19 protein-coding genes are annotated in these 21053 nt (G+C 59.3%); 2 read left to right on the top strand and 17 right to left on the bottom strand.

Annotation, left to right across the window (positions count from 1 at the left end; all coding sequences use genetic code 11):
* Positions 1–25 precede the first annotated feature (25 nt).
* The 15 genes from ABIZ35_RS17590 to ABIZ35_RS17520 all read right to left on the bottom strand — a co-directional run bounded on the left by ABIZ35_RS17590 (position 26) and on the right by ABIZ35_RS17520 (position 17193).
* Positions 26–946 (bottom strand): DUF1559 domain-containing protein, encoded by a 921-nt coding sequence (locus ABIZ35_RS17590; protein ID WP_348221216.1) that lies wholly within the window; start codon positions 944–946, stop codon positions 26–28.
* A 209-nt stretch (positions 947–1155) separates the two neighbouring features.
* The gene (locus tag ABIZ35_RS17585) at positions 1156–1941 is read right to left on the bottom strand and encodes a hypothetical protein (protein ID WP_348221215.1); all 786 of its coding nucleotides are present in this window, start codon (positions 1939–1941) and stop codon (positions 1156–1158) included.
* 1 nt (position 1942) lies between these two features.
* On the bottom strand, positions 1943–2929 hold the full coding sequence (locus tag ABIZ35_RS17580) for an ankyrin repeat domain-containing protein (RefSeq protein WP_348221214.1): 987 nt from the start codon (positions 2927–2929) through the stop codon (positions 1943–1945).
* 139 nt (positions 2930–3068) lie between these two features.
* A complete protein-coding gene (locus tag ABIZ35_RS17575; RefSeq protein ID WP_348221229.1) occupies positions 3069–3830 on the bottom strand; it encodes a heavy metal-binding domain-containing protein in 762 nt (253 codons plus the stop codon).
* Between the two features lie 124 nt (positions 3831–3954).
* The gene (locus tag ABIZ35_RS17570; protein WP_348221213.1) at positions 3955–6006 is read right to left on the bottom strand and encodes a VWA domain-containing protein; all 2052 of its coding nucleotides are present in this window, start codon (positions 6004–6006) and stop codon (positions 3955–3957) included.
* A gap of 60 nt (positions 6007–6066) precedes the next feature.
* Complete coding sequence (locus ABIZ35_RS17565; protein WP_348221212.1) at positions 6067–6315, bottom strand: hypothetical protein; 249 nt, start codon at positions 6313–6315, stop codon at positions 6067–6069.
* A 270-nt stretch (positions 6316–6585) separates the two neighbouring features.
* Entirely contained in the window at positions 6586–8229 is a 1644-nt protein-coding gene (pgm, locus tag ABIZ35_RS17560; RefSeq protein ID WP_348221211.1) for a phosphoglucomutase (alpha-D-glucose-1,6-bisphosphate-dependent), read from the bottom strand.
* A 126-nt stretch (positions 8230–8355) separates the two neighbouring features.
* On the bottom strand, positions 8356–9297 hold the full coding sequence (locus ABIZ35_RS17555) for a hypothetical protein (protein ID WP_348221210.1): 942 nt from the start codon (positions 9295–9297) through the stop codon (positions 8356–8358).
* 72 nt (positions 9298–9369) lie between these two features.
* Positions 9370–10203 carry a hypothetical protein gene (locus ABIZ35_RS17550; protein WP_348221209.1) on the bottom strand — a complete coding sequence of 278 codons (834 nt, stop codon included), beginning with the start codon at positions 10201–10203 and terminating at the stop codon, positions 9370–9372.
* 47 nt (positions 10204–10250) lie between these two features.
* Entirely contained in the window at positions 10251–10895 is a 645-nt protein-coding gene (locus ABIZ35_RS17545; RefSeq protein ID WP_348221208.1) for a hypothetical protein, read from the bottom strand.
* Between the two features lie 109 nt (positions 10896–11004).
* Positions 11005–11856: a hypothetical protein gene (locus ABIZ35_RS17540; protein ID WP_348221207.1), complete on the bottom strand. Its 852-nt coding sequence runs from the start codon at positions 11854–11856 to the stop codon at positions 11005–11007.
* A gap of 33 nt (positions 11857–11889) precedes the next feature.
* On the bottom strand, positions 11890–13689 hold the full coding sequence (locus ABIZ35_RS17535; RefSeq protein ID WP_348221206.1) for a M56 family metallopeptidase: 1800 nt from the start codon (positions 13687–13689) through the stop codon (positions 11890–11892).
* Positions 13686–14108, bottom strand: coding sequence for a BlaI/MecI/CopY family transcriptional regulator (locus ABIZ35_RS17530; RefSeq protein ID WP_348221205.1), 423 nt, complete (start codon positions 14106–14108; stop codon positions 13686–13688). The genes ABIZ35_RS17535 and ABIZ35_RS17530 overlap by 4 nt, the downstream gene beginning before the upstream one ends.
* A 122-nt stretch (positions 14109–14230) precedes the next feature.
* A complete protein-coding gene (locus ABIZ35_RS17525; protein WP_348221204.1) occupies positions 14231–16798 on the bottom strand; it encodes a M56 family metallopeptidase in 2568 nt (855 codons plus the stop codon).
* Positions 16795–17193 carry a BlaI/MecI/CopY family transcriptional regulator gene (locus ABIZ35_RS17520; protein WP_348221203.1) on the bottom strand — a complete coding sequence of 133 codons (399 nt, stop codon included), beginning with the start codon at positions 17191–17193 and terminating at the stop codon, positions 16795–16797. The genes ABIZ35_RS17525 and ABIZ35_RS17520 overlap by 4 nt, the downstream gene beginning before the upstream one ends.
* A 141-nt stretch (positions 17194–17334) precedes the next feature.
* Between ABIZ35_RS17520 and ABIZ35_RS17515 the strand changes: the two genes are divergently transcribed.
* Together ABIZ35_RS17515 and ABIZ35_RS17510 are read left to right on the top strand one after the other, a co-directional pair.
* Complete coding sequence (locus ABIZ35_RS17515) at positions 17335–17676, top strand: PadR family transcriptional regulator (RefSeq protein ID WP_348221202.1); 342 nt, start codon at positions 17335–17337, stop codon at positions 17674–17676.
* Entirely contained in the window at positions 17660–18337 is a 678-nt protein-coding gene (locus ABIZ35_RS17510) for a permease prefix domain 1-containing protein (protein ID WP_348221201.1), read from the top strand. The genes ABIZ35_RS17515 and ABIZ35_RS17510 overlap by 17 nt, the downstream gene beginning before the upstream one ends.
* Here ABIZ35_RS17510 and ABIZ35_RS17505 read toward each other — a convergent pair.
* Positions 18334–18912, bottom strand: a complete 579-nt coding sequence (locus ABIZ35_RS17505) for a YrhB domain-containing protein (protein ID WP_348221200.1) — start codon at positions 18910–18912, stop codon at positions 18334–18336. The two genes, ABIZ35_RS17510 and ABIZ35_RS17505, sit on opposite strands and share 4 nt — an antisense overlap.
* Positions 18913–18914: 2 nt before the next feature.
* Positions 18915–21023 (bottom strand): transglutaminase family protein, encoded by a 2109-nt coding sequence (locus tag ABIZ35_RS17500; RefSeq protein ID WP_348221199.1) that lies wholly within the window; start codon positions 21021–21023, stop codon positions 18915–18917.
* Positions 21024–21053 lie beyond the last annotated feature (30 nt).

Raw genomic sequence — 21053 nt, 5'->3', positions numbered from 1 at the left:
GAGTTCTCAGTGATTATTTCGACGGTCAGTTCGTGCTGAATGTCGCGAGAATATCCGGGGAATTTGCCTCGGTTCCGGCGGCGTGAAACGGCAGGTCCGCGCTTTCACATCCGGATTCGTGAGGAGTGTCGCTCTGACTGCAAAGCGGGAGGGGAGCATCGAGGCCGGAGGAGACTCGGTCGCCGCTCATCCATTTGACGTGACCGTCCGCCAGCAGGAAATTTGAGCCATTGGCGTGGCGTCCGAGTGAGGGCTGAAACTGCCCGTTAGGTTTAGGCGATCGCCCGCCCATGACGCCGGTGGCGTAGCGGTTTTCTGCGTTCGTCGTCATATCTTTGCGCGCGTAAAGACGGTTGTCCAGCCCATTGCTCGCGGCGGAAAGATAAGCGCCGCTCACGCCTCCCAGTTCCGTCCCTTCCTGGCCGTCCATGACATTCGCCGTCACACCCGACACTTCAAAGAGCATCACCGTCCGCGACGGCGCATTGAAGATCGACAGCGTTCGTCCTGGAGGCGCGGGCGGCCCGGAGTAAAGCTGCGCCGCCGCCGCCAGGCTCTGATTGGCCGCTGTCTCCACAAGGTTGATATTGTAGCCATAGGAGACGGTAAAGTCCGCAGGTCCGTAAGAGGGTGTCGGATCATCCGGACAGCGCAGCAGCGCCGTGCTTTTTAAGTACGGCGCGCACTGCCCCGCCCAGCCTTCTCCGCACCAGAATGAGGCGCCGTTCCCAGCCCCATTGGGAAGCCGCTCGTCCTCATCCTGCGCATACTGAAGGATCGCCATGCCGATTTGACGTTCATTGGAGGCGCAGCTCGCCTGCCGCGCCTTTCCTCGGGCGCTGGCGAACACTGGAAAGAGGATCGCCGCGATGATGGAGATCACAGCGATGACGACGAGCAGCTCAATGAGCGTAAATCCCTTGGTTTGCATTGACGATCGGATCATAGCGAATACCCCTGAAGGCAGATGTGGAAATTATCCCGTATAGAGATATGATCGGATTTTTCCGCGTCAAAGTTGGGAAGTACGAAAAATATTTTTGCGCAGTTTAGATCGCGAGCGCCTCTACAACGCTTGGACGCTTTCCGTCTATTTTTTGTTCCCGCTTCCGAAATAAATCTTCAGCCACAGCGCTACTCCTGTTTGGCTTGCGATCAAATGTCTCCCTTCTGATAGTCGGCAATCATCTGTGATAATTCGGTTAACGTTTCGGTTGGGAAATCATCCTTGCAGCGCGCCTTGTAGCCCGTTTCACCATACTCACGCAATATTTTCTGAAGCTGTCCTTCAACTTGCGTAGCCAAGCGGATCAGTGAGCATTCCATCTCGAAAAACAGTTCTCCCGTCTCGTCCTCAATTTCCTGATCATAATCCGGAAATAGAAAAATGCGGATAGTTACGTTGTCGCCATTTTTCTTAAGCGTCCAGCGCGCTGTCCATGGTAATTCTAACCATGTGGATGTCACTTTGATCGGCGCGGGATTTCTGATCACTTCGATGACGCGACGCGCTAAATCCTCCAAACTATCTCCCCGATACGTCCCGTCGAATCCGTAAATCGGATTTTCGGGCTTTGGGTATAAAGCCGCCTTCGCCCAGCCGTTGTCGTCAAGGTCGTAAAACAATGTGAAGAGATTTTCAGAGGCGTCGAGCGCCTTAACAAAGGCGCGCAGTTCTTCACTCCACTTTGCGTTTCGGCTTCGAAAGTAAAGAGAAGGAGTGGGCAGGTCACGAATGTCACATCCGATCGCTTTTTCCAGCGGCAGGCAAACCATGTCGTCGAATCCATCGAAATCGATGAACACAGATGGAAATCGCGTGCTGCGCTGGACTTCCCATGATGCTGAGACGTTGTAGTCGTCGCCGGGATGGTGGGCGACAATCCGCCAGCCCTTAGCGCTTAATGCTTCGTCCAGTTCTTTCAAATGCCAATCAGCCATATTAATTCGTTGCCTTATTCAGCAATGCTAAGACGTCAGGATGGGACGCGGCGTACGAGATCGGCGTGCGCTCATAATAGTCTTTATCGCCGGGGCGGGCTCCGTGCTCAAGAAGCAGTCGGACAATCTGGGCGTCGCCACTGGAGGCGGCTGCGCCGAGGGGCGTCATTTCGGAGGGGGAGTCGGAGTTGGGACTGGCGCTGTGGGTGAGTAAGAGCCTGACGAGGGTGGGGTTGTGCTTGTCTTCGTAGATGGCGCCGACGAGGGCGTAGTAGCCGTTGGTGGCGGTGTGGGGTGTTCCGAGGATGTCGGCTTCGTGCGAGGGGAGGTCCAGCCGAGCGCCACGGTCGAGCAGGAAGCGGACGACTTCGGTGTCTCCGGCTGTCGCTGCGGAGTCGATGGCGCTTGTCCCATTGGTCATCTGCGCATTGACATTGGCTCCGTGGGCGACGAGAAGCTTCACGAGCGACGGGTAGCCGGCGCGCCACTTTGTCACGCGTGCGCGCCAGTCGCGCACGGCGGCGTTGTGGCGGCGTATTTTCGCGGCGTCCTTGCCGGTGTATGGAGGAGGGGCGGACGGTTCGACGGCTCCGGAGTAGATGTTGCTGCGGCCGTTGGCGGCGGCGATCAGCGCGGTCAGACCAGAGTCGTAATGACCGGCGGGGATCGCGGCGTTGACGTCGGCGCCGCGAGCAAGCAGCAGCGCCGCCGTGGAAGGGCGGTTCATGATCGCGGCCCAGATCAGCGGCGTTACGCCGGATTTTGCGGCGGAATTGGCGTCCGCGCCGGAGTCGAGCAGCGCTTTGACCTTGGCCGTCTCGCCCTTCTTCACGGCGTCGTGCAGCGCGGCGACGGGTGAGGGCGGCGAGGCGGCATGCGATACCGGCGCCCATAGTGCAAGAAGCAGGAGAAGCAGCAGACGCGAGGACAGCGAGAAGTGTTGATACATGGAGGATCGCTCGAAGTGTTTCGGCGTTTCGGACCGCATTGCCGTTCGCATCGTTGTTGAAGTAGGGAAGAAGGAGAGCCCGATTTTTTTGAATCTAAGATCTTAAAGAAAAATCTCAATCTTACTCCGACTCCCCCTCTCCTAGAATTGGGAGAGGGGGCCGGGGGATGAGGGCCTCTCAGCTAATCAGCGGCAGCACGAGTGTCGGCGCTTCGATAACATGGTCGCCGCTCGTCTCCTCCACGGCAGTGCCGATGGCGAAGAACTCGATCACATGTGCGCCCCAGGCGTGGGTGCGCTCGTGGATGTTCGCGCCGACGATCCCTTTCGCGCCCAGCTCCTCGGCTTCCTTCTGCATGCGCTCCATCGCCAGCTCGCGGCTGTCGTACATCGCCTGGGTGTACTGGGTCAACTCGGCGTTCTGGCTGAAGTTACGGATAAAAGAGCCAAAGGATTGGACGGCGACATGGTAAACACAGTTGCCCATCACCAAGCCCAGTGGGCGGTAGCCGGAGCGCAGGAGAATATAAAAATCTTGACCGGAAAGATCGGAGGTAAAGGGGCGGCCGCGCTTGTTCTTGAAGCGGTTCTTATCGCCTCGGTGCACGACGGCGGTGCCGATGGCGACAAACTCGGCGATATGGTTGCCCCACTCTTTGTGGTTGACTTCCAGGCGGACGCCCACCACGCCATCCGCGCCGAGCTGGTGCGCTTCTTCCTCCATGCGGTCCATCGCCAGTTCACGCGCGTGGTACATCGCCTGAGTCAGCACCGTCATCTCCTGGTTTTTCGACCATGCCGACTGCTGGTAGCCAACATGGTAGATCGAGCTGCCGACAACCAGGCCGACCGGGTCGAAGCCGGCCTCCTTGACCAGCAGGAACTCACTCGTGGAGAGGTCGCTGGTAAAGAGCGTGCGCGATTCACTTGTGCCGCGCATTTCAACGAGGCGCTCGGTGGCGTGCTGCGGGATCGCGGTAATCTTCGGGTCATTGGTGTCTTGTGGATCTAAAGCCATGGTTTCCTCGGAGGCCGGCGTTTGTTCTGGGAGTTTCGGGAGATCGTTATTCGATCACTGCGTCCTTGGGCGTCGTCATTGCGACGGGCGACAGGCGGCCGTCGCGTAATGAAAGAACGTTCAGGGTGGGGGCGACATGGCGCGGGGCGTGTGGCCGGGCGCGGATCGCCGTTCCCAAAATGCTGACGACGATATTGTGGTGCTCGCGTTCGTAGGCCGGGTCCTCGCCGGGCCCGCTCAGACGGATCTCGTCCAATCGGCGCTCGATCTTGACGCCCGCGACGCCGTTCGCGCCGTAGCTGCTCGCCTGCTTACTGAGATGCGCCATCGCCCGCGTCCGCGCTTTGCTGAGACCGGCGCTCCAGTGCGTCATCTCGACGTTGTTCCAGGAGCGGTGCGTCCACTCATCCTGCTGTGTCGTGAGCAGGAACCAGGTGCAGTGGCCCCAGACAAACGCGACGGGATCATACCCGGCGCGCCGCAGAGCGTACCACTCCTGGCCGGAAAGATCGCACATAAATGGCTGCTCCGGCGGACGCCCCGGCCCTTCAACGGCTGTTCCCATCACCTGCACTTCGATCGTCTTGTCCGCCCATTCATGGCGCACCAGCGAGAAGCGAACGCCGACCACGCCATGGCCGCCGATCGTTTTCAGTTCCTGCGCCATCCGTCCGACGGCGAGGCGACAGGCCTCATTGTAAGCAGTCGAAAGCACGGACACTTCGCAGTCGCCCTGGCTCGACGCATACGCCTGTCCGACATGATAAACGGCGCTGCCTGTCACAATGCCGCGCGGATGGAACCCCTCGCGCCGCAAAAGCCCAGCTTCTTCCGGCGCAAGGTTGCTCGTGAACAGAATCTCGGAGGCTTCGTTAGTCCCAATCTCCTTCAAGCGCTCAATCGCCTGGATCGGCAGCCCGCCGGCCGCCAGCGCCCGTACGTCGCTCGCCTGCCGTTTGATCTCAGCCTCGCGATTAGCCTTCGCCAATTCGGCGACACGTTCGCGCTCCTGTTTTTGCGCGGCCCGCACGGCGTCGCCTTCTGTGGATCGTTCCCAGGGAAAGTGCAGCTTACTCAATAGCGTCGGGCCTCCCGCGCCCGTCGGTTCGGCCTGTTTTGGCAGGGGGACTGTCACGAAGAACTGGCTGGATTGGCGCGCTGAGTTTTGAAACCGTATCGGGACGACGAGGTTTTGATCGTGCGCCTGAGAGTATTCGAGATCGATCGTCATCGTGCGCGGCAGGAATCCCATCTGAGCCGCTCCATCGGCCCAGATGCGCCGTGTCGGAACGTCGATGATCGAGGAGATTGGTGGGGCATTCGAGGATTGGACATCATTGCCGATCACTGCATCTGTTCCAACACCGATATACGACTTGTCCAGCTCCGCCAGAATATCCACATGGGTGTGTCGTAAATGCGGGTGGTGGTGCGCCGTGATCAGAGAAGAGCCTTGCCCCGTGGCCGCGTCTTCCATCTTCCTCAGAAAAATGTGATCGACGCCCTCGCCCGCGCCCACGAAGTGCACTCGGAACGCATAGGGGGACTCCGGTTTGACCTGCGGCAAAAGCTCCTGCGTGACCAGGTTCATGACCCGGCTTCTGTCTCCGAACTCCCCGTCGGTGATGACGATGATATAGAGACCGGCGCGTGTTTTGTACTTTTCGATTGTGTGGCGCATCGCAGCCGAGACGTACGTGCCCCCGCGCGGCCCATTCGCGTCGATTGCCTTGCGCAGCGCCATGTTGTCGCCAATGTGTCCGGCGTCGGACACCTCGTGGTCGTAGAAGAGCAGATCGTATCCCGACTTCGTTGACGCGACATGCGCCAGAATCGCCTGCGTGACATTATAAACATGTCCGCCTCTGAACGCATCATTCATGGACCCACTGCGGTCCACCAGCACCGCCAGCGTCATATCAGGGTTAACGACGCTGGCGATATCCCGGCGAAACGTCAGTCGCAGCTGCGCCGCAGGTATGGCGCGCATGCTCGGCACGATCTGATAGCGCACATTCGAGAGGAGATCTGGACGCGGATTTGCGAGCCCATGGCTGAAACTCTGATAAGGTCCGTTTCCTATCCCTAAAAACGGCATATTCCGCTCCCAATAGCTCAAGGCCGATTCAGGCAAAAATCGGTTCCGACGTTCAAGTTGTCACTGAGTGCAGCGTGTGTCAACCAGGATTGGTTCCGGGACAAACGGCGCCGTGTGCGGAATTTTGTTCAGCGTCATCCATTGCCCTACAAGGAGCGGCCGGCATGGCGCTGTGGCTGGCGCCGTCGTGACCACCGGGGCAACGAGGTGAATGACGGCGGGGGTAGGCGTTGGCGCAGTCTGCGGCGGCGTGGCGGCGAGGAGGACGGGAAGGAGTAGGGTTAAGTTACCGATTGCTGATAGGATCATGGTTTTGCTTTCTGGGAAACCTATTCCCCCGCGCCGCTAAAGCGGCGCCTCCCCTTTTTCCCAGCAAGCGGCTAAAGCCCGGGAAAATGGGTGCTGATAAATATTATCCAGGCGAATCTTGTCGTTGCCAACGAAGAGTTTTATGGTCCGAAGGCTCTTCTCACAACACGGAACACTCGCCTGGATCGCAGTTACAAACGCCCCTTTTTCCGGGCTTTAGCCCTTCACTGGGAAAAAGGGGGAAGCTTACGCAAGCGCGGGGAAATAGGCCTACGCCCCCAGCGCCGCGCTCACGATCTGCTGCGCCTCTTCTTGAATGGCCTTCAAGTGCTCCGCGCCTTTAAAGCTTTCGGCGTAGATCTTGTAGATCGGCTCCGTGCCCGACGGCCGCGCGGCGAACCAGCCGTTTTCGGTGACGACTTTCAGGCCGCCGATCGGCGCGTCGTTGCCGGGGGCGCGGGTGAGCTTGGCGGTGATCTTGTCGCCGGCGAGGGTGTCGGCGGTCACTTTATCGGGTGTCAGATTCGCGAGGATCTTGCCCTGCTCGACCGTCGCGGGGGCGTCGATGCGCTCGTAGACGGGGCTGCCGAACTTGGCTTCCATGTCTTGATAGTGCTGGCCCGGGTCGCGGCCGGTCTTGGCGGTGATCTCGGCGGCGAGCAGGTCCAGAATGATGCCGTCTTTGTCGGTGGTCCAGACGGTTCCGTCGGTGCGCAGGAAGGACGCGCCCGCGCTTTCCTCGCCGCCGAAGCCGTAGCTTCCGTCCACCAGACCGTCGACAAACCACTTGAAGCCGACGGGGACTTCCGCGAGCCGTCGTCCGAGGCCAGCGGCGACGCGGTCGATCATGGAGCTGGAGACGAGCGTCTTGCCCACGGCGGCGTCCGCGCGCCAGTTCGGCCGGTTTTGAAAGAGATAGGAGATCGCAACCGCCAAATAATGGTTCGGGTTCAGCAGGCCGACGCTCGGGGCGACCACGCCGTGCCGATCCGTATCCGGGTCATTGCCGAAGGCGATGTCGAAGCGGTCCTTCAGGCCGATCAAGCTCGCCATGGCGTACGGCGACGAGCAGTCCATGCGGATCTTGCCGTCTTTGTCGACCGTCATGAACGAGAAGGTCGGATCGACATACGGGTTCACGATCTCGATATTCAGACCGTACTTCTCGATGATCGGTCGCCAGTAGCCAACCCCCGCGCCGCCCATTGGGTCGACGCCGATCTTGAGGCCCGACTTTGCAATTGCGTCCATATCGATCACGTTCGCCAGATCGTTCACATAAGGCGTCACATAATCGTATTGATGCACGTTGTCCAGCGACAGGGCGTGGTCAATGCAATAGCGCTTGACGGACTTCAGGCCCTCGCGCAGCAATTCGTTTGCGCGGTCCTGCACGATCTTCGTCGTTCCCGTGTCCGCCGGGCCGCCCGAGGGAGGGTTGTATTTGAAGCCGCCGTCGCCGGGAGGGTTGTGCGACGGAGTGATTACCACGCCGTCCGCCAGCCCTTCCGTGCGTCCTTTGTTGTAAGTGAGAATAGCGTGCGAGATGACCGGGGTGGGGGTGTACCCGCGCCCCTCCTGCACGAAGACCTCCACGCCGTTCGCCGCGAGGACTTCAATCGCCGTTGTCAGCGCCGGCTCGGAAAGCGCATGTGTGTCCATTCCCAGGTACAGCGGCCCCGTCGTTCCCTGCGACGCCCGATACTCGGCGATCGCCTGTGAGATCGCCAGGATATGATCCTCATTGAACGTGCTTGCGAACGACGATCCACGATGTCCCGAAGTGCCGAAGGCGACGGCGTGTGCGGGATTATTGGGGTCGGGCTTCTGCGTGTAATACGCCGAAATCAAACGGGGAATATTGACGAGCATCTCCCGGGGAGCGGGCTTCCCGGCGAGTTCGGAGACGGCCATAATTGTCATTCTCACTTTGCAATAGCTAGTATGCCGCTATTGTACCCGGCAAGATTGCGGGAACGAAGTCGCTGGCGATGCTAACCGCCAACTCTTAAGTTCTGTGGCTGGATGTGTGATCGTTTCTTATGGCAAGGCGTACACCTTCACGGTCAGCGCTTCGGTCGGGGAATTGTCGCCGTAGCCGCCGTCCACATCGTAAAACATGAACTGGATCGGCTTGCCCGTGCCTGCGAAGAGCAGATCGTACGTATGGTCCTGGCGCCATGGACCCCACCAGAGGGCATGGGGCGTTTTTGAAAGGTCGGCTTCGTCCACTCCGATTCCGTAATCCGTATTGCCGTCGCCGACATCCACCTGCCCCACGCCATCGGTGCGGTAATCCATATACTCAGCGTCGCCCTGGCCAAGCCCCCCGCCGCCGACACGGGCCTGCCCGATCGCTTGAAGGAGATAGACCGATGATTTGCGGGTCGTTAGGATCGTCGGAACAATCTTCTGAAGGACCGGAATCTGAAGCGTCTCCAGCGGCGCGGGCAGCGTCGAAAGTCGGTAGAGTGAGACCGCGATCGCGCCGCTGTCTGAGAAGGCGGTCTTAGATCGGCTGGAGGGAGTAACGAGCTTCAGGGTGAGCGGCCCGCCCCCGCCGGTCACGACCATGTAGTACGTATGGTTTGCGCGGTCACTCCCGGTCCACTTCATCCGGGTCGGGTGTGCGCCTGTCGTCTTTCGGAGCGTTTTGGGTTGAATCTCCAGCCCGACATCCACGCTGCCCACGATATCCGCTCCGCGCCCGTCGTACTCCGCGTCCACGCCGCCGCCGCTGGTAACCGCCGCGCCGGAAGCTTTCAGAAGGTAAAGTTCGCCCTGATCGAGACGGCTCTTGAAAGTTGACTCCTCGTGGGGGACAACTCGGACAGACTCAAGAGGCGAGGGAAAGCGCGTGTCTTGGGCCGCCTGGCTCGGACCGGAGAATACCGTGACGGCGATGCTCCCAAGAGCGGCGATCAGCAGCGACCCGCACATTCGGGAACCGACACTCGCGGATCGATAAGATTGGATTTTCATATTCCCATGTTATACGCACGGAGCCATTCAACCTGCCTCAATCTTCGGATGGATCCTTTTCATTGGGTCCATCTACGATTTTGGCTCCAGTGAGATATTCTTGAACTCTCGCCACTCGTAGGCGCGTGTCTGAAAGACGATCTTTTGGACATCCGCGATTTGCATCCCTTGGAAACTGATCGTCTGCGTATACATCCTGCCTGAGAGTTCGCCGGCAAGTTTAACGCCGGGGTGAAGACGCCCCTGCCGGTCCACGGCGGCGAAGCGGCTTTGGTAATCGGCGCCGACATTGGTATTCGAAAGAGTGAACCCGACAGAGTTGTTAAACTGACTTGGCGGTGAAACTCCCAGAGTGATTGATCTCGCGCCCCATGGCCTCGTAATGAAGCGCAAGCCTGCGCCGCTGGAGGGCGCGACATCCGCGATGGTCTTCCAGGGTTTGCCGGCTACGCCGACGCGGATCGACACGGCGTGAAGGCTGCTGGGGAATGTCGCCGCGATCCCGAGGGCGCTGGGGCGGCGCGATTGAAAAGTAACCCAGCGGTCGAACGAATGGGACTGGGGAGCGGTGATTTGCACGGTGGCGTTGTTTGGGATTCCTAAGCAGCGAAAGACAAAATCGCGCGCCTTTTCATCACCGTGAGCGAGAAGGGGAGACTTCGATTTTGGCCGCGAGGGAGCGTAGGAGATCGGCGCGCCCTGGGCGTTCCACCAGTGCTGTCCGTCGGATGGGCTGTATGAGACGCCAACCAGCTGAACTTTCCCGCCGCCGGAGTAACGGACCTCGCTCGTTCCATTCGTCTGGCGGACAGCCTTCTGTTCTTTTGCTCCCAAGCGGGGCGCGGAGGCCGGGGCAAAAAGGCCCAGCGTCAGAACGGCCGCCCACGCGCCCCATTTACGATGCATTCGTCGAACTCTCCATCCCTTGTGCTGGGCGTGTGTCGCCGCTGCGCTTACGGCGTCAGCGATATGCGGACTTCCTTGCCTTTGTGGAGTCTCCAGTTTTTGAGTGTGACGACGAGATCCTTCGGGGTCATCCCCGACGAGACGGCGAATAGGAGCGTGATCTTTTCGCCCGATCCGGGCAAGAGGGGCTTTGTGACCCAGCCGCCATGCGAGAGCATGTCGCAGACAATAGGCGGATACGAGTTACTCTGATCGTCGGTCAGGGCGGTCTTTTGATCGTCGCTGTAGAAGTCGAGCTGCTCCGTCGCCTTTGCCTGGGCGTTCTTCGCATAGCAATCGATGGCGACGAAAGTAAGGCCCGGTTTTGGAGTAAACGTGTGCGAGGCGTCGTCGTACTCCGCGTCGGAATGCCACTTGGCATAGTCCTGTTCACTCGACGGGACCTTCAGGGTGTAAGAATCCACTTGCTGAAATCCCGTCACCTGAAAACGCCATTGACCGGTGAAGAGCATATCGCCGACCTTGCCCTTTAGGCCCTCGACCTGGTTCGCTCCGCCGGCGGGCTTCGCCGGCTTGGCCTTGCTCGGCTTAGGCTTCGCTTTGGCGTCAGCGATGGAGAGAGGGGAGAACGCCGCGCAGGCGGCGAGGGCGGCGCACAGGGACGCGGCGCTTCGGAGTGAGATGACTTTCAACGGAGAGTCCTTTCTTCAGCCCCTATCTTACTGGTTGTGGGCTATGGCGCGATGCGAATGCGTCCCTATTTTGCATTGAGCCCTAACAATCCTGCGCGGCGTGTAATTATTACTTTGGGTCCAGCGGAATATCGTGAAATTCGCGCCATTCATAGGGACGTATTTGGAAAACGATTTTCTGGATGTCCGCAAGATTGATATCTTTGAAATTGATCGTCTGGACCACCTCGGAACCAGTGAGTTCGGCATACAAAATATTTGCTGCGTGGATGTGTCCCTGACGATCGACTGCGGCAAAGCGAGTCTGATAGTTCATCCCGAGATCGGAGTTTATCACCGTAAATCCGGGGCGTCCGTGGAGCATAGTTGCTGAGAAGATGCCGAGTGTTATGCTGGTAGCGCCCCAAGGCTGCCTGCTCATCCGAAGACCAACGCGGCTGGACGGGCTCAAGTTGCCGATAGAGGTCCAGGCTTTTTTCGCGATCCCTATCCGGATCGACGCCGTGCGGCTGCCAAGTGGGAAGGTCGCCGCGACACGCATCGCACTCGCTTTGTGACGCATCACGGGAATCCAGTCGTCGGAAGACTGCGATCCCAACACATCTATCACTACGGCGGCGTCCATGGGTAAGCCCGTACGGACGAAGACGAACTCACGAGCGATTGACTGATTATTCTCAAGAAGGTGGGGCCTGAAATCGGCGCGCGCAGGAGCATGCGGGAGCGCCGCGCCACTGGCGCTCCACCAGCTCTGTCCCTCCGCGGGGCTCACGGCGACGCCGATGAGCTGCACCTTGCCCCCGCCCGAGTAACGGACCACGCTCGTCGTCCGGACGGTATTCTGACCCTTTGCTTCCAACCACTGTGTGGCGGCCAGACCGAAAACGCACTGCGCCAGAACAACGACGCCCCCTGCCCACACGGCGTTCATTGCCCTGATCTTCTCACGATTTGTCAGCACTGCTATTATCCTTTCGCTCCTTGCTGACGGCGTCTATTTCTGAGGCTCCAACGGCAGGTTTTTGAACTCACGCCATTCGTACGGACGCGCCTGAAATACAATCTTCTTGATGTCCGAAATCTTCATCCCCTCAAAGTGGAGCGATTGCATTTGTGTCGTTCCGGAGACCCCGCTGCTTGTTCCCTTTCCGACATGAACGATATTGTGTTGATCGATAGCCACCACGCGTGTCGCTCCGTCCACAACAGTATTCGTGACGGTGAGCCCTGCGCTTCCAGAAAACAAGCTTAAATCGGAAACTCCGATCGTCACACTGTGCCCTCGCCAGGACGGCGATCCCATGCTCAGGCCCCACGGATCGAATTTATTCAGAGTTTCCCAGGGACCGGCTGCCAGACCGACGCGAACTGAGGCTGTACGCGCTTCAATGGGCAACAGGGCATTAACCGCGACTGTTGTTACGGCTTTGTCGGCCCTAGTCCACATTCCACCGGATGTCTCACCCGGTACGTCTGTCGTGACTCCGGCGTCGCTTGGAGCCCCAGTCACACGAAAGGCGAATTCACGCGCCGTATATTTCCCTGTGAAGCTCATACTGCCATGGGGATCCGGGTCAATCGGCGGCGCGCTCAGGCGCTTGCCGTCGGCATTCCACCAGGTCTTTCCCGGAGCAGGATAGTCCGTGATCCCAAGCAGCTGAACCTTACCGCCACCGGCGTAACGGATCTCGCTTGTCGGGACGCTGTCCGAGGCTGTCGACTCTTCTTTTGCCGCCAGACGCAGCGCGGAGATCGGCAGGATAATCGCCAGCGCCAACAGCATCCCGCTGATCGCCCATTTTCGGGTGATCGCTCGGCGGCTCAATCCACTGGCCAGCACGGCTCTGATTCTTCCTTCGGTCTCGTTGGGCAGCGCCATGGCGATGGCGGCGCGCGGCGGCCTGGCGCCCTCTGGGATCGAGCGCAGCACGTCGATCAATCGCTGGGCGTAGTCGGCGGGGGCGACACCGGCGTTCAGCACGCAGTCGTCGCAGGCTCGCTCGCTGGTCTCGCGGATTTGCCGCGCCGCCATCCACACCAGGGGATGGAACCAGTAGAGCGCGCATATCGCCTGCGTCGCGATCCGGCTCGGCCAGTCCCAGCGCTGAATATGGGCGAATTCATGAAGCAGTGCGGCGCGGACGCACTCGTCCGCCCAATCTGTCGACTGCGAGGGCAGAAGCACGACGGGCCGCCATGCGCCCCACATGATCGGCGCCGCAATCCCGCTGCGCGCATCGGCGAGACAGACTTCGACATGGCGTGCGATCCGCATGCTCGCCTGGGCCTCCTGGGCGATACGCGTCATTCGGCCATCCAGCGCGTGGCTGTTGCGCCATGCCTGGTCCACCAGACGCAGTCCTACGGCGATTTGAACGACGATCGACAGTGTCCCGGTCAGCCATACCAAGCCAAGAATGAGCGGCCAGCTCCAGGAGCGCCGATCGTTCGACAGCGCGGAGTGGGAGCCTTGTTCGATTTTGGAACTCGCAATGGCCGGCGCTATCCCGTGAGCGTCATTGGATGAGACTGGAGACACGGCGCTGGGCTGCGTCATCATTTTTACAATCGGCGAAGTAGCGGCGCTCGAAAGAGGAGCCCGGACGCGCCATGCCGGCCCAAGGACGGAAAGAAGCGGCAGAACGAGCGCGCCGGCAAGCGCCGCCGTCCAGAGAATATTGCGCACGGACGCCGACGCGCGGCGAAGCAGGAAATTCAGCGCGAAGGCGCTTATCAGAAGAATCGTAATCTTGCCGAGCAGCATGGGAGCGCTCTGCATCGAGAATTCCATCATTCGCCGGTTCCTCCCACCGTGTCGTCCTGAAGGCGCTCTTCCGCCCGAGTCTGGTGAATAAGCTCTTCCAATCGCCCAAGTTCGGCCTCGGTAGGACGCGCGTGCTGGTTCGCGAGCAGCGTCGCCACGGCGCGCTCCACACTGCCGCCGAAGAATGTCTGAACGACATTGTCAATCGCCGACTTCGCCACCGTAGTCCAGCTTTCCGTCGGAGTGTAAATATACTTCGAGCCGACTTCGGTGTGCTTGATCTGGCCCTTCTCCTCCAAAATCCGTAGGAAGGTGCGAACGGCGGAGTAGCTCGGCGCGTCCGGCATCGCCTCCATTACGTCGGTGACGGAAGACGCCCCGCGCTGGTAAAGAATATCCATGATCTGACGCTCGCGGCGGCCCAGTCGGTGCGGCAATACTTTGTTCATCTCGGCGTCTCCCGGCAAGTGCTAATAAAATTAACGGCTCTGTGCTAATGATATTAGCACAGAGCCGTTTGCTTGTCAAGTGATTGTGTTAATTTTATTAACACTACGAGAATCGCACGCTCTTAAGGGTTTTGCGCCAGCAAATTCTTCGCCATCCGCCAATAGAAATCTCGATCATTCCTGCCCTGCTGAAGCACCTTTTTCCACGCGGCCCGCGCTTCGGCGCGGCGGCCGCAGCTATTCAGCGCCTTACCATAATCCACCAGCAAATAATAGTTGTTCTGCCCATCAAAAAAATCATATTGAAGCGCCTGTTCGTATTCAATCACTGCCGACTTGTTGTCTCCTACAGCTTGCAGCGCGCGGCCTAGGTATTCGTGATTCGTGAAAGCCTCAAGCGCCTCGCCGTGATGAGTTGTGTCCGTCAAGGCATGGTAGTCGTCCGTGAACTTAAGCCCTGTCGCCAGCAGCATCTGCTCACGACGCAGCTGTGTGATCGCCTCTTGATATCGCTGGTCGTCGATAAGGAATTCCCCGAGCGTTGCGCGGTAGCGCGGATCGTTCGGACTGAGACGTACGGCTTTCCGCATCAGCGCAATCGCCTGATGGCGCAAATCTGCGTTCGCCTTGAGAATGCCGGGCGATTTTGACTCTGACACTTGTATGTTGAAGTTGTAAATCGCAGTGGCCAATTTTTCTACGGCCATCGGGTTGCTGGGATCTAATTGCACTGCTTGGCGCAGGTCCGTGACGCCAGCATTGGCCCGCTGTGATTGGAGACGCATTGCGTGCGCCAGATGTGTTGCCGCCTGTCGTTCCCGTGAAAGCGCCGTCGTATGATTCGTCGTAGGATTGAGCGAGATCTGAGAGAGTTTCGTCCATTGATACGGGCGCGCCTGAATTTGAATCCGTGCGAGCTTAATTCCCCACGGTGGGACAAAATAGGCGTATCTTTGCAGTATTCCGCTCTCATCAGGATACTGATTGAGGTTACCGGAAAGGGCGTTTCCGTGGTTGTCCAGTGCGATTACACGTATGTCTTGATCGGAAACATTGTCGCTGATGCTATAGGATCGCTCTCCATGCTGTCCCCTTGATGGTACTGCAATGCTGACATTGTATTTAACGCCATTGATGAATTTTGCGCCCGATCCCCCAGATGCCGCCGACACGGATGCGATTGTTTGCCATGGCGTAGTCGCCACGACGACGCGTATCTCCGCGGTCTTCATCTCGCTCGGAAAGCTGATATTGACGCCCTCGCAAATCTTGCCTCTATTCCCCCCGTCCCGCCAGCTTCGCGCAATATTGATATGCGGCGCTACGAATTTGAAATCGGCGTCTGGGCTTGCGCCGATGGCTTGAAATACGATCTGTCTCGTCAGCCATCCAGGCTTCGGAGAAATGTCGCTTTTGTCGTTCTGAATGGCTGTAGGCTGTGTAATGTCGGCGCCCGAGGAATTCCACCAGGAATGCGCGCTTGATGGATCGTAAGAAACTCCTAGGACCTGAAGGGACATGCCGCCGGAGATTTCTCGGCCTTCCGCCGTCGATTTCGTTTCCAGTCTCAGCATCGCCAGCGGAATCGCAACCAACAACGCCGCCGCGCCAGCGGTGACCGTCCCTCGCCATGTGATCGGGCGGCGCGCAAGCCCCATCGCCAGAATTGTTTTTAAGCGTCCTTCGACACCCGGCTTTTGCGCCATCGCTACCGCCCCAAAGCCAAAACGGCCTCGCTTACGGGCCGCGAGGGAGACTTCCAAAAGCTGCCGCGCATATTCGACGGCGGGCATTCCTGAAAGCACGACCAAGTCATCGCACGCCGTTTCACTTGCTTGGCGCATCTTGTCGGCGCAGAGCCACGCCAGCGGATGGAACCAGTAGACGGCGCAGACGATCTGAGCCAGCATCAAGGTCGGCCAATCCCAGCGCCGAATGTGTGCGCGCTCATGCAGCAGCGCCGCCAAGACGCGCTCTTGCGGCCACTGCGCTGCTTCGGTCGGCAGCAGGATCACCGGGCGACGTGCGCCCCAGGTGATCGGAACACGGACGATGCCAGCGTTTGTGGATTGACGGACCACGACGCCAAATGACGTCGGGATCGTTCGCGCGGCGCGCTCGGCGGCGTCGATCAGTATTTCAGAAGCGATGACGGTGCTTTCGCGACCCAAGCGGCGTACCGCCAGAATCGATAGCGATAGTCGGATTGACATGAGCAGACCGCCCGCCGCCCAAATGGCGCAGAGGACCCAGGGCCAGATCGCCGGACGAGGCGCCGCATCGGACGAGATTGTCGCGACGGTGCTTGTTGGAAGCTTTGGCGATTCGGCGGCTGATGGCGGCGCGTTGGAGATCAGCCCCACCGGCTTGGGGACTTCGGGGATATGTGCTGACGGCGTGGGAGTGTGTGTCGCTAGTATTGGCGGGGTGACAGCTTGCAATTCAGTCGGCAGCGTTAGTCGATGCGGCACGGAAGAGGCAGGGACGCTTGCGTTCCAATGCGGCAGCGTCGCCGACAGCAGCGGAAGCACGAACGAGCACGCCAGGCCGAGCGTCCAGATTAAATGCCGGGATGAGGCGGATGCCCGCCGCGCGCAGCCCGCGATGGCCGCCGTCAGCGCGAGCAAAGCCGTAGCCTTCACCGCCGCATCCAGCCACGCGAAAACCAAGATGCTTTGCAGCGATATCATTGCTTTGGCTCCTCATTGCCAGCCGCCTCATCAATTAGCGCGGAAAGGCGTGCGGCTTGTTCGTCTGTCAATTCCATATCGGCCTCGGAAAACAGCGTTGCGACCGCCGTTTCGACGTTGCCGCCGAAGAACGTTTGCAGCACTTGCTTGATCGCCGACCGCGCCGCGTTCTGTCGCGGCTGGGTCGGGAGATAAACATACTTCTGCTTATCCTGAACGTGGCGCAGGTGCCCCTTCTCCTCCAAAATCGCTAGCAGCTTACGCACCGACGAATAGCTCGGCGGATCGTCCATCCGCTCCAGCACGTCATTGGCCGACGCCTGTCCCAGCGCGTAAATGGCGTCCATGATCTGCCGCTCTCGGCGGCTCAGGCGATGTGTCAGAGGATTGGTCATTGGAAATTCCTTATGCGAATATTTTCGCATACTTGCGTCTGATTGTCAAGTCTTTGTGCGAAAATATTCGCACTTTTAGAAACAGCTTGACATACCTTCAGAATCTATGTACAATAAATACATAGAATTTGGAGGCATCATATGGGGCGCGAATTGTCAAACGGGGACTTGCCGGCCTTAGTTCTTGCTGTGCTCAGCAAAGGCCCATCCTATGGATATGCTATCGCTCGCGAGGTAGAGCTGCTCAGCGATCAGGCGCTGCGCATGCGGGAAGGCTCGCTCTACCCAGCCCTGCGCGTGCTGGAGCAGGATGGCCTGATCGTGGGCGAGTGGGCGCCGCAGCCCAAAGGCGCGGACCGCAAAGTTTATACGCTCACAGAAGCGGGCCGTAAAGAGATGGTCCGGCGCACGCAGGAACTGCGCGACTACGCGACGGTGATACACACGGTGCTAGGGAGGATTGGCGATGCACAGACTGCTTGATGAATACTTGGGTGAAGTGTCGGCGCGGCTGGATAAAATGCCTGTGTCCCGGCGTGAGGAAGAACTGCGGGAAATGCGCGCGCATCTTCAGGACGCGGTTGCCGCCGGCGTGGAGCGCGGCGCTTCCGAGGAGGACGCCGTGCGGGGCGTGCTGAACCAATTCGGCTCATTGGACGCCGTTGCAGGTGAAGCGATGTCGGCGTGGCGGCGGGAGCGAGCAAAATCGCAGCGTAATTTTTGGACAGTCGTGGTCGGTTATCTGACAAGCGGCTATCTGCTGGACTTGCTTCCGCTGCTTTTGGGCGCTTTGGCAAATGGGCATATCGCGGCCGTCGTTCCCAGCAGCGCTCACGCGGCGAGAATGGCGGTGTGGGGAATCGCCAACTCACTGTTTATTGTCGCCGTGTTAAGCGCGATATTCCCGCGTCAAGCTGTTTCGGGACTGGCGGCGGCAATGGCCATCAAACTGATGCTGTTTGCGACCTTTTTCGTGATAGTCTCACGCACTATGGCGCATCAGCGCCAAGAGAGATCGCTTTCGTCGTACATGTTGATGGGCGTCACAATGGTCTGTGGCTACGCGCTTCAGCTTCTCGTCGCATGGCTGGCGAGCCGGGTTCGCTTATCGCTCGCCGGCCGCCGCCGCCGAGCGCATGGCTAATGGGATACGGAATCCGCCGACTTGTTCTTGATTTCATAACGGCAATAGCTGCTCGCTCGCATTTCGTACAGCGTTTCGTAAAAGTAGATCGTGTTGATGTCGGGAAACGTGACAGGCAGCGATTGCAGCATCGTTTCGATTTCTTTCAAGCTGTAGTAGTAATGAGTGGGCCAGTGGATTCCGTATTCTAGCTCCATCTGAACGTATCCAAGTCCTATCCGTTGGAGCAGAAGCGCTGTTTGCCGAATATTGGCGACGTGGGTAATAGTGACATCGGCTTTTTCGGATTGGAAGCCTAACTCAAATGCTCGGAAAACTAGTTCGATATTAACGCCGGAGCCAAATACGAGCAGTTTTCCAGTGTCTCGAATGACCATGAGCGGGCCGGGACCCACCAATGCATATCGCATGTCGCCTGTCTCCAAATGGCGGCGAGTGGTGTAGGAAAAGACCCAGGCATACGATTTTTCAATCATCCATTGGTCATTGATGACAAATACATCATCCTTTAGGGCGGCGTTTTGTGCATCGATGTATTTCGTCGCAATCGCAACGGCTTCGTCTTTGGTGATCATGGTTATTTAAGAATCACGGCAAGCTTCTGCCGGTCGTCGGTCAGCTTCACGAGTCTACCATCCGTGTCGGCGATTGACACACTACAGCCGATGGGATCGATCGTGTAGACGTGACAGGGAATAGCGGCGTCTCCCACCGTGACTGTTTCGGCGCTCTTCGGAGTAAAGGTCATCGGGATCGTTTGCAGCGCTTCTGGGAGAAACGTCGGCAGAGTGGTCGGTTTGTCCGTTGGGAGGGCGACCGAGCGGGTGGCGAGCGACCACGAGGTGAGGACGTTACTCATGAAGAGAAAGACTGGGCTGGCTAATGGGATGGTTCGGGGGGTGGCCACGCCGCCGATGGTGAGGGACGCCGCGATCTTATCGGGAGCGAATGTAAACTCCGACTTTGTCGCAATGCCGCCGGAGGCGCTGCTGGCGAGCGCAATGGGTTCCCCGGTTTCGGCGATATCGAAAGAGCCCTTTTGAGTGACTTCGATGGATTTGTCGCCTTGCGGGACTTTCAGGTCCAGCGCGTATGTCCAGTGCTGGTCGCCGTTTTGAACCGAGATCAGCGTGGCGGTTTGGGAGCCTTGATTTTTGCCGTCGATGATAAAGTCATATTGTTCTTTATATCCAACGGAAAGACCATTGGCGCGGCGTGGGATGGCGGCTGTGGCGCTGTGGGACTTCGGATTCTTAGGCGCAAAGTCCAGCACTTTTACTGAGAGCGAATCCAGGCTGCCTAGGCTCCAGAGGGTCAGGTGGGACGGGCTGAATGTTCCGACCTCGCCGGTGGTGCTGTCGAACGGAACCCAGCCGTCGCGCGGTCCCATCCACGCTTCGGTCCAGTAGTGCTGGGCGTAGGAGCCGCCAGCGAGCGGAGTGTACAGCGCGCCCCCGACAATGCGCGCGGGGATACCGGCGGCGCGGCAAAGGGCGATGGAGAGCCAGGAGTGCGGGCCGCAGTCGCCAGCGCCCTTCGTGAGGCACTGGCGAGCGCCGGACCCCGTAATCTCGTACCGGATGTTGTCGTGCACCCAGCGCCCGATCGCGGAAGCCGCGTCCCAGCCCGTCTTGGACGGCGTCGTCAGCTTGCGCGCCAGCGCCTTGATCTCGGGATCGTCCGACTCGATAAAGGCGGCGGGCTTTAGCCACTTTGATTGTCCAGACGTAAGGCTGGAGGCGTAGGGGAATGTGGGCGCCTGCTTGCCATCATAGCGGCCGGGACGAATTGTGAATACGCCGTCGATCTTGCCGTCCTTCACGGTTCCCCGGAACGCCTGACGAGATCCATGCTGAAGCGACGCCGAGGTGATCTTCTCGACCTTTACCTTGGCGGAAACACGCAGTTTGAGCACGGTCAGCGCGCCGGGATTGGGCAGGGGCGTGTCCACGGCGGTGAAGAGATGCGAAGTATAGTCCAGGCTGCCGAAGTTCTTCAGCGCCTCCTTGCCGGCGAGCCGCATCGAGATCTTCTGGGCGGGAAACTCCATGCTTGTCAGGACGCCGCCCTCCGCGCGGCGGTAGCGCAATGTCAGCATCTGCGGCCCCATGACCGTCTCGAATGTTCCCGACCAAAGCTCATCGCCCTTCACGCCGGGCGTGCGCGTCAGAGTGAGCTCCCCAGTCTTTCCAAGCTGCGGATCAAACGTAGGGACCGTGAAGCGGCGCATCGCGGGCGTCGTCTTTCGCAGGATCGCCTCCCACGAATCCGTCCCCGCCACCAGCATCGTTCCCGGCTTCAGCGCGGAGTCTGTCGCCGTCTTCGTCCCCGCATTGTCGAGAGCCCAGTGCGCGTTATGCTTTCCAAATTTCACTTTGTAGACGACGACTCCGCCCGGACGCGTTACCGTTTCCACAAACGACACCGGCGCGGCGCCATTCGCTCCATACTTGCTGATCGACTGCGTCGCGATGTCCAGGGGCGAGCCGAGCGCGCTGATTTTAATCAGCGTGTCGTCTGTTACCGTAACGCCGCTCGCCGCGCGCGAAACGATCATATGGTCGTACCCAATCGCCTTCCCGTCCATGGAAACGGAATAGTAGCGATCTTCCGCAGCCAGCGCTCCGTGCGGCGCGGCGAGGCAGAGTGAAGCGGTCAAGGCGGCGATGGGTATTCGGCGGATCATATGAGTGGTCTCCAAGGGCGAGCGAAAATT

Origin of the sequence: Capsulimonas sp. (assembly GCF_039929585.1) — a bacterium.
Taxonomy (GTDB): Bacteria; Armatimonadota; Armatimonadia; order Armatimonadales; family Capsulimonadaceae; genus Capsulimonas.
Note: the sequence above shows the minus strand (reverse complement) of the source record. Positions and strands in the feature narration are given on the sequence as shown.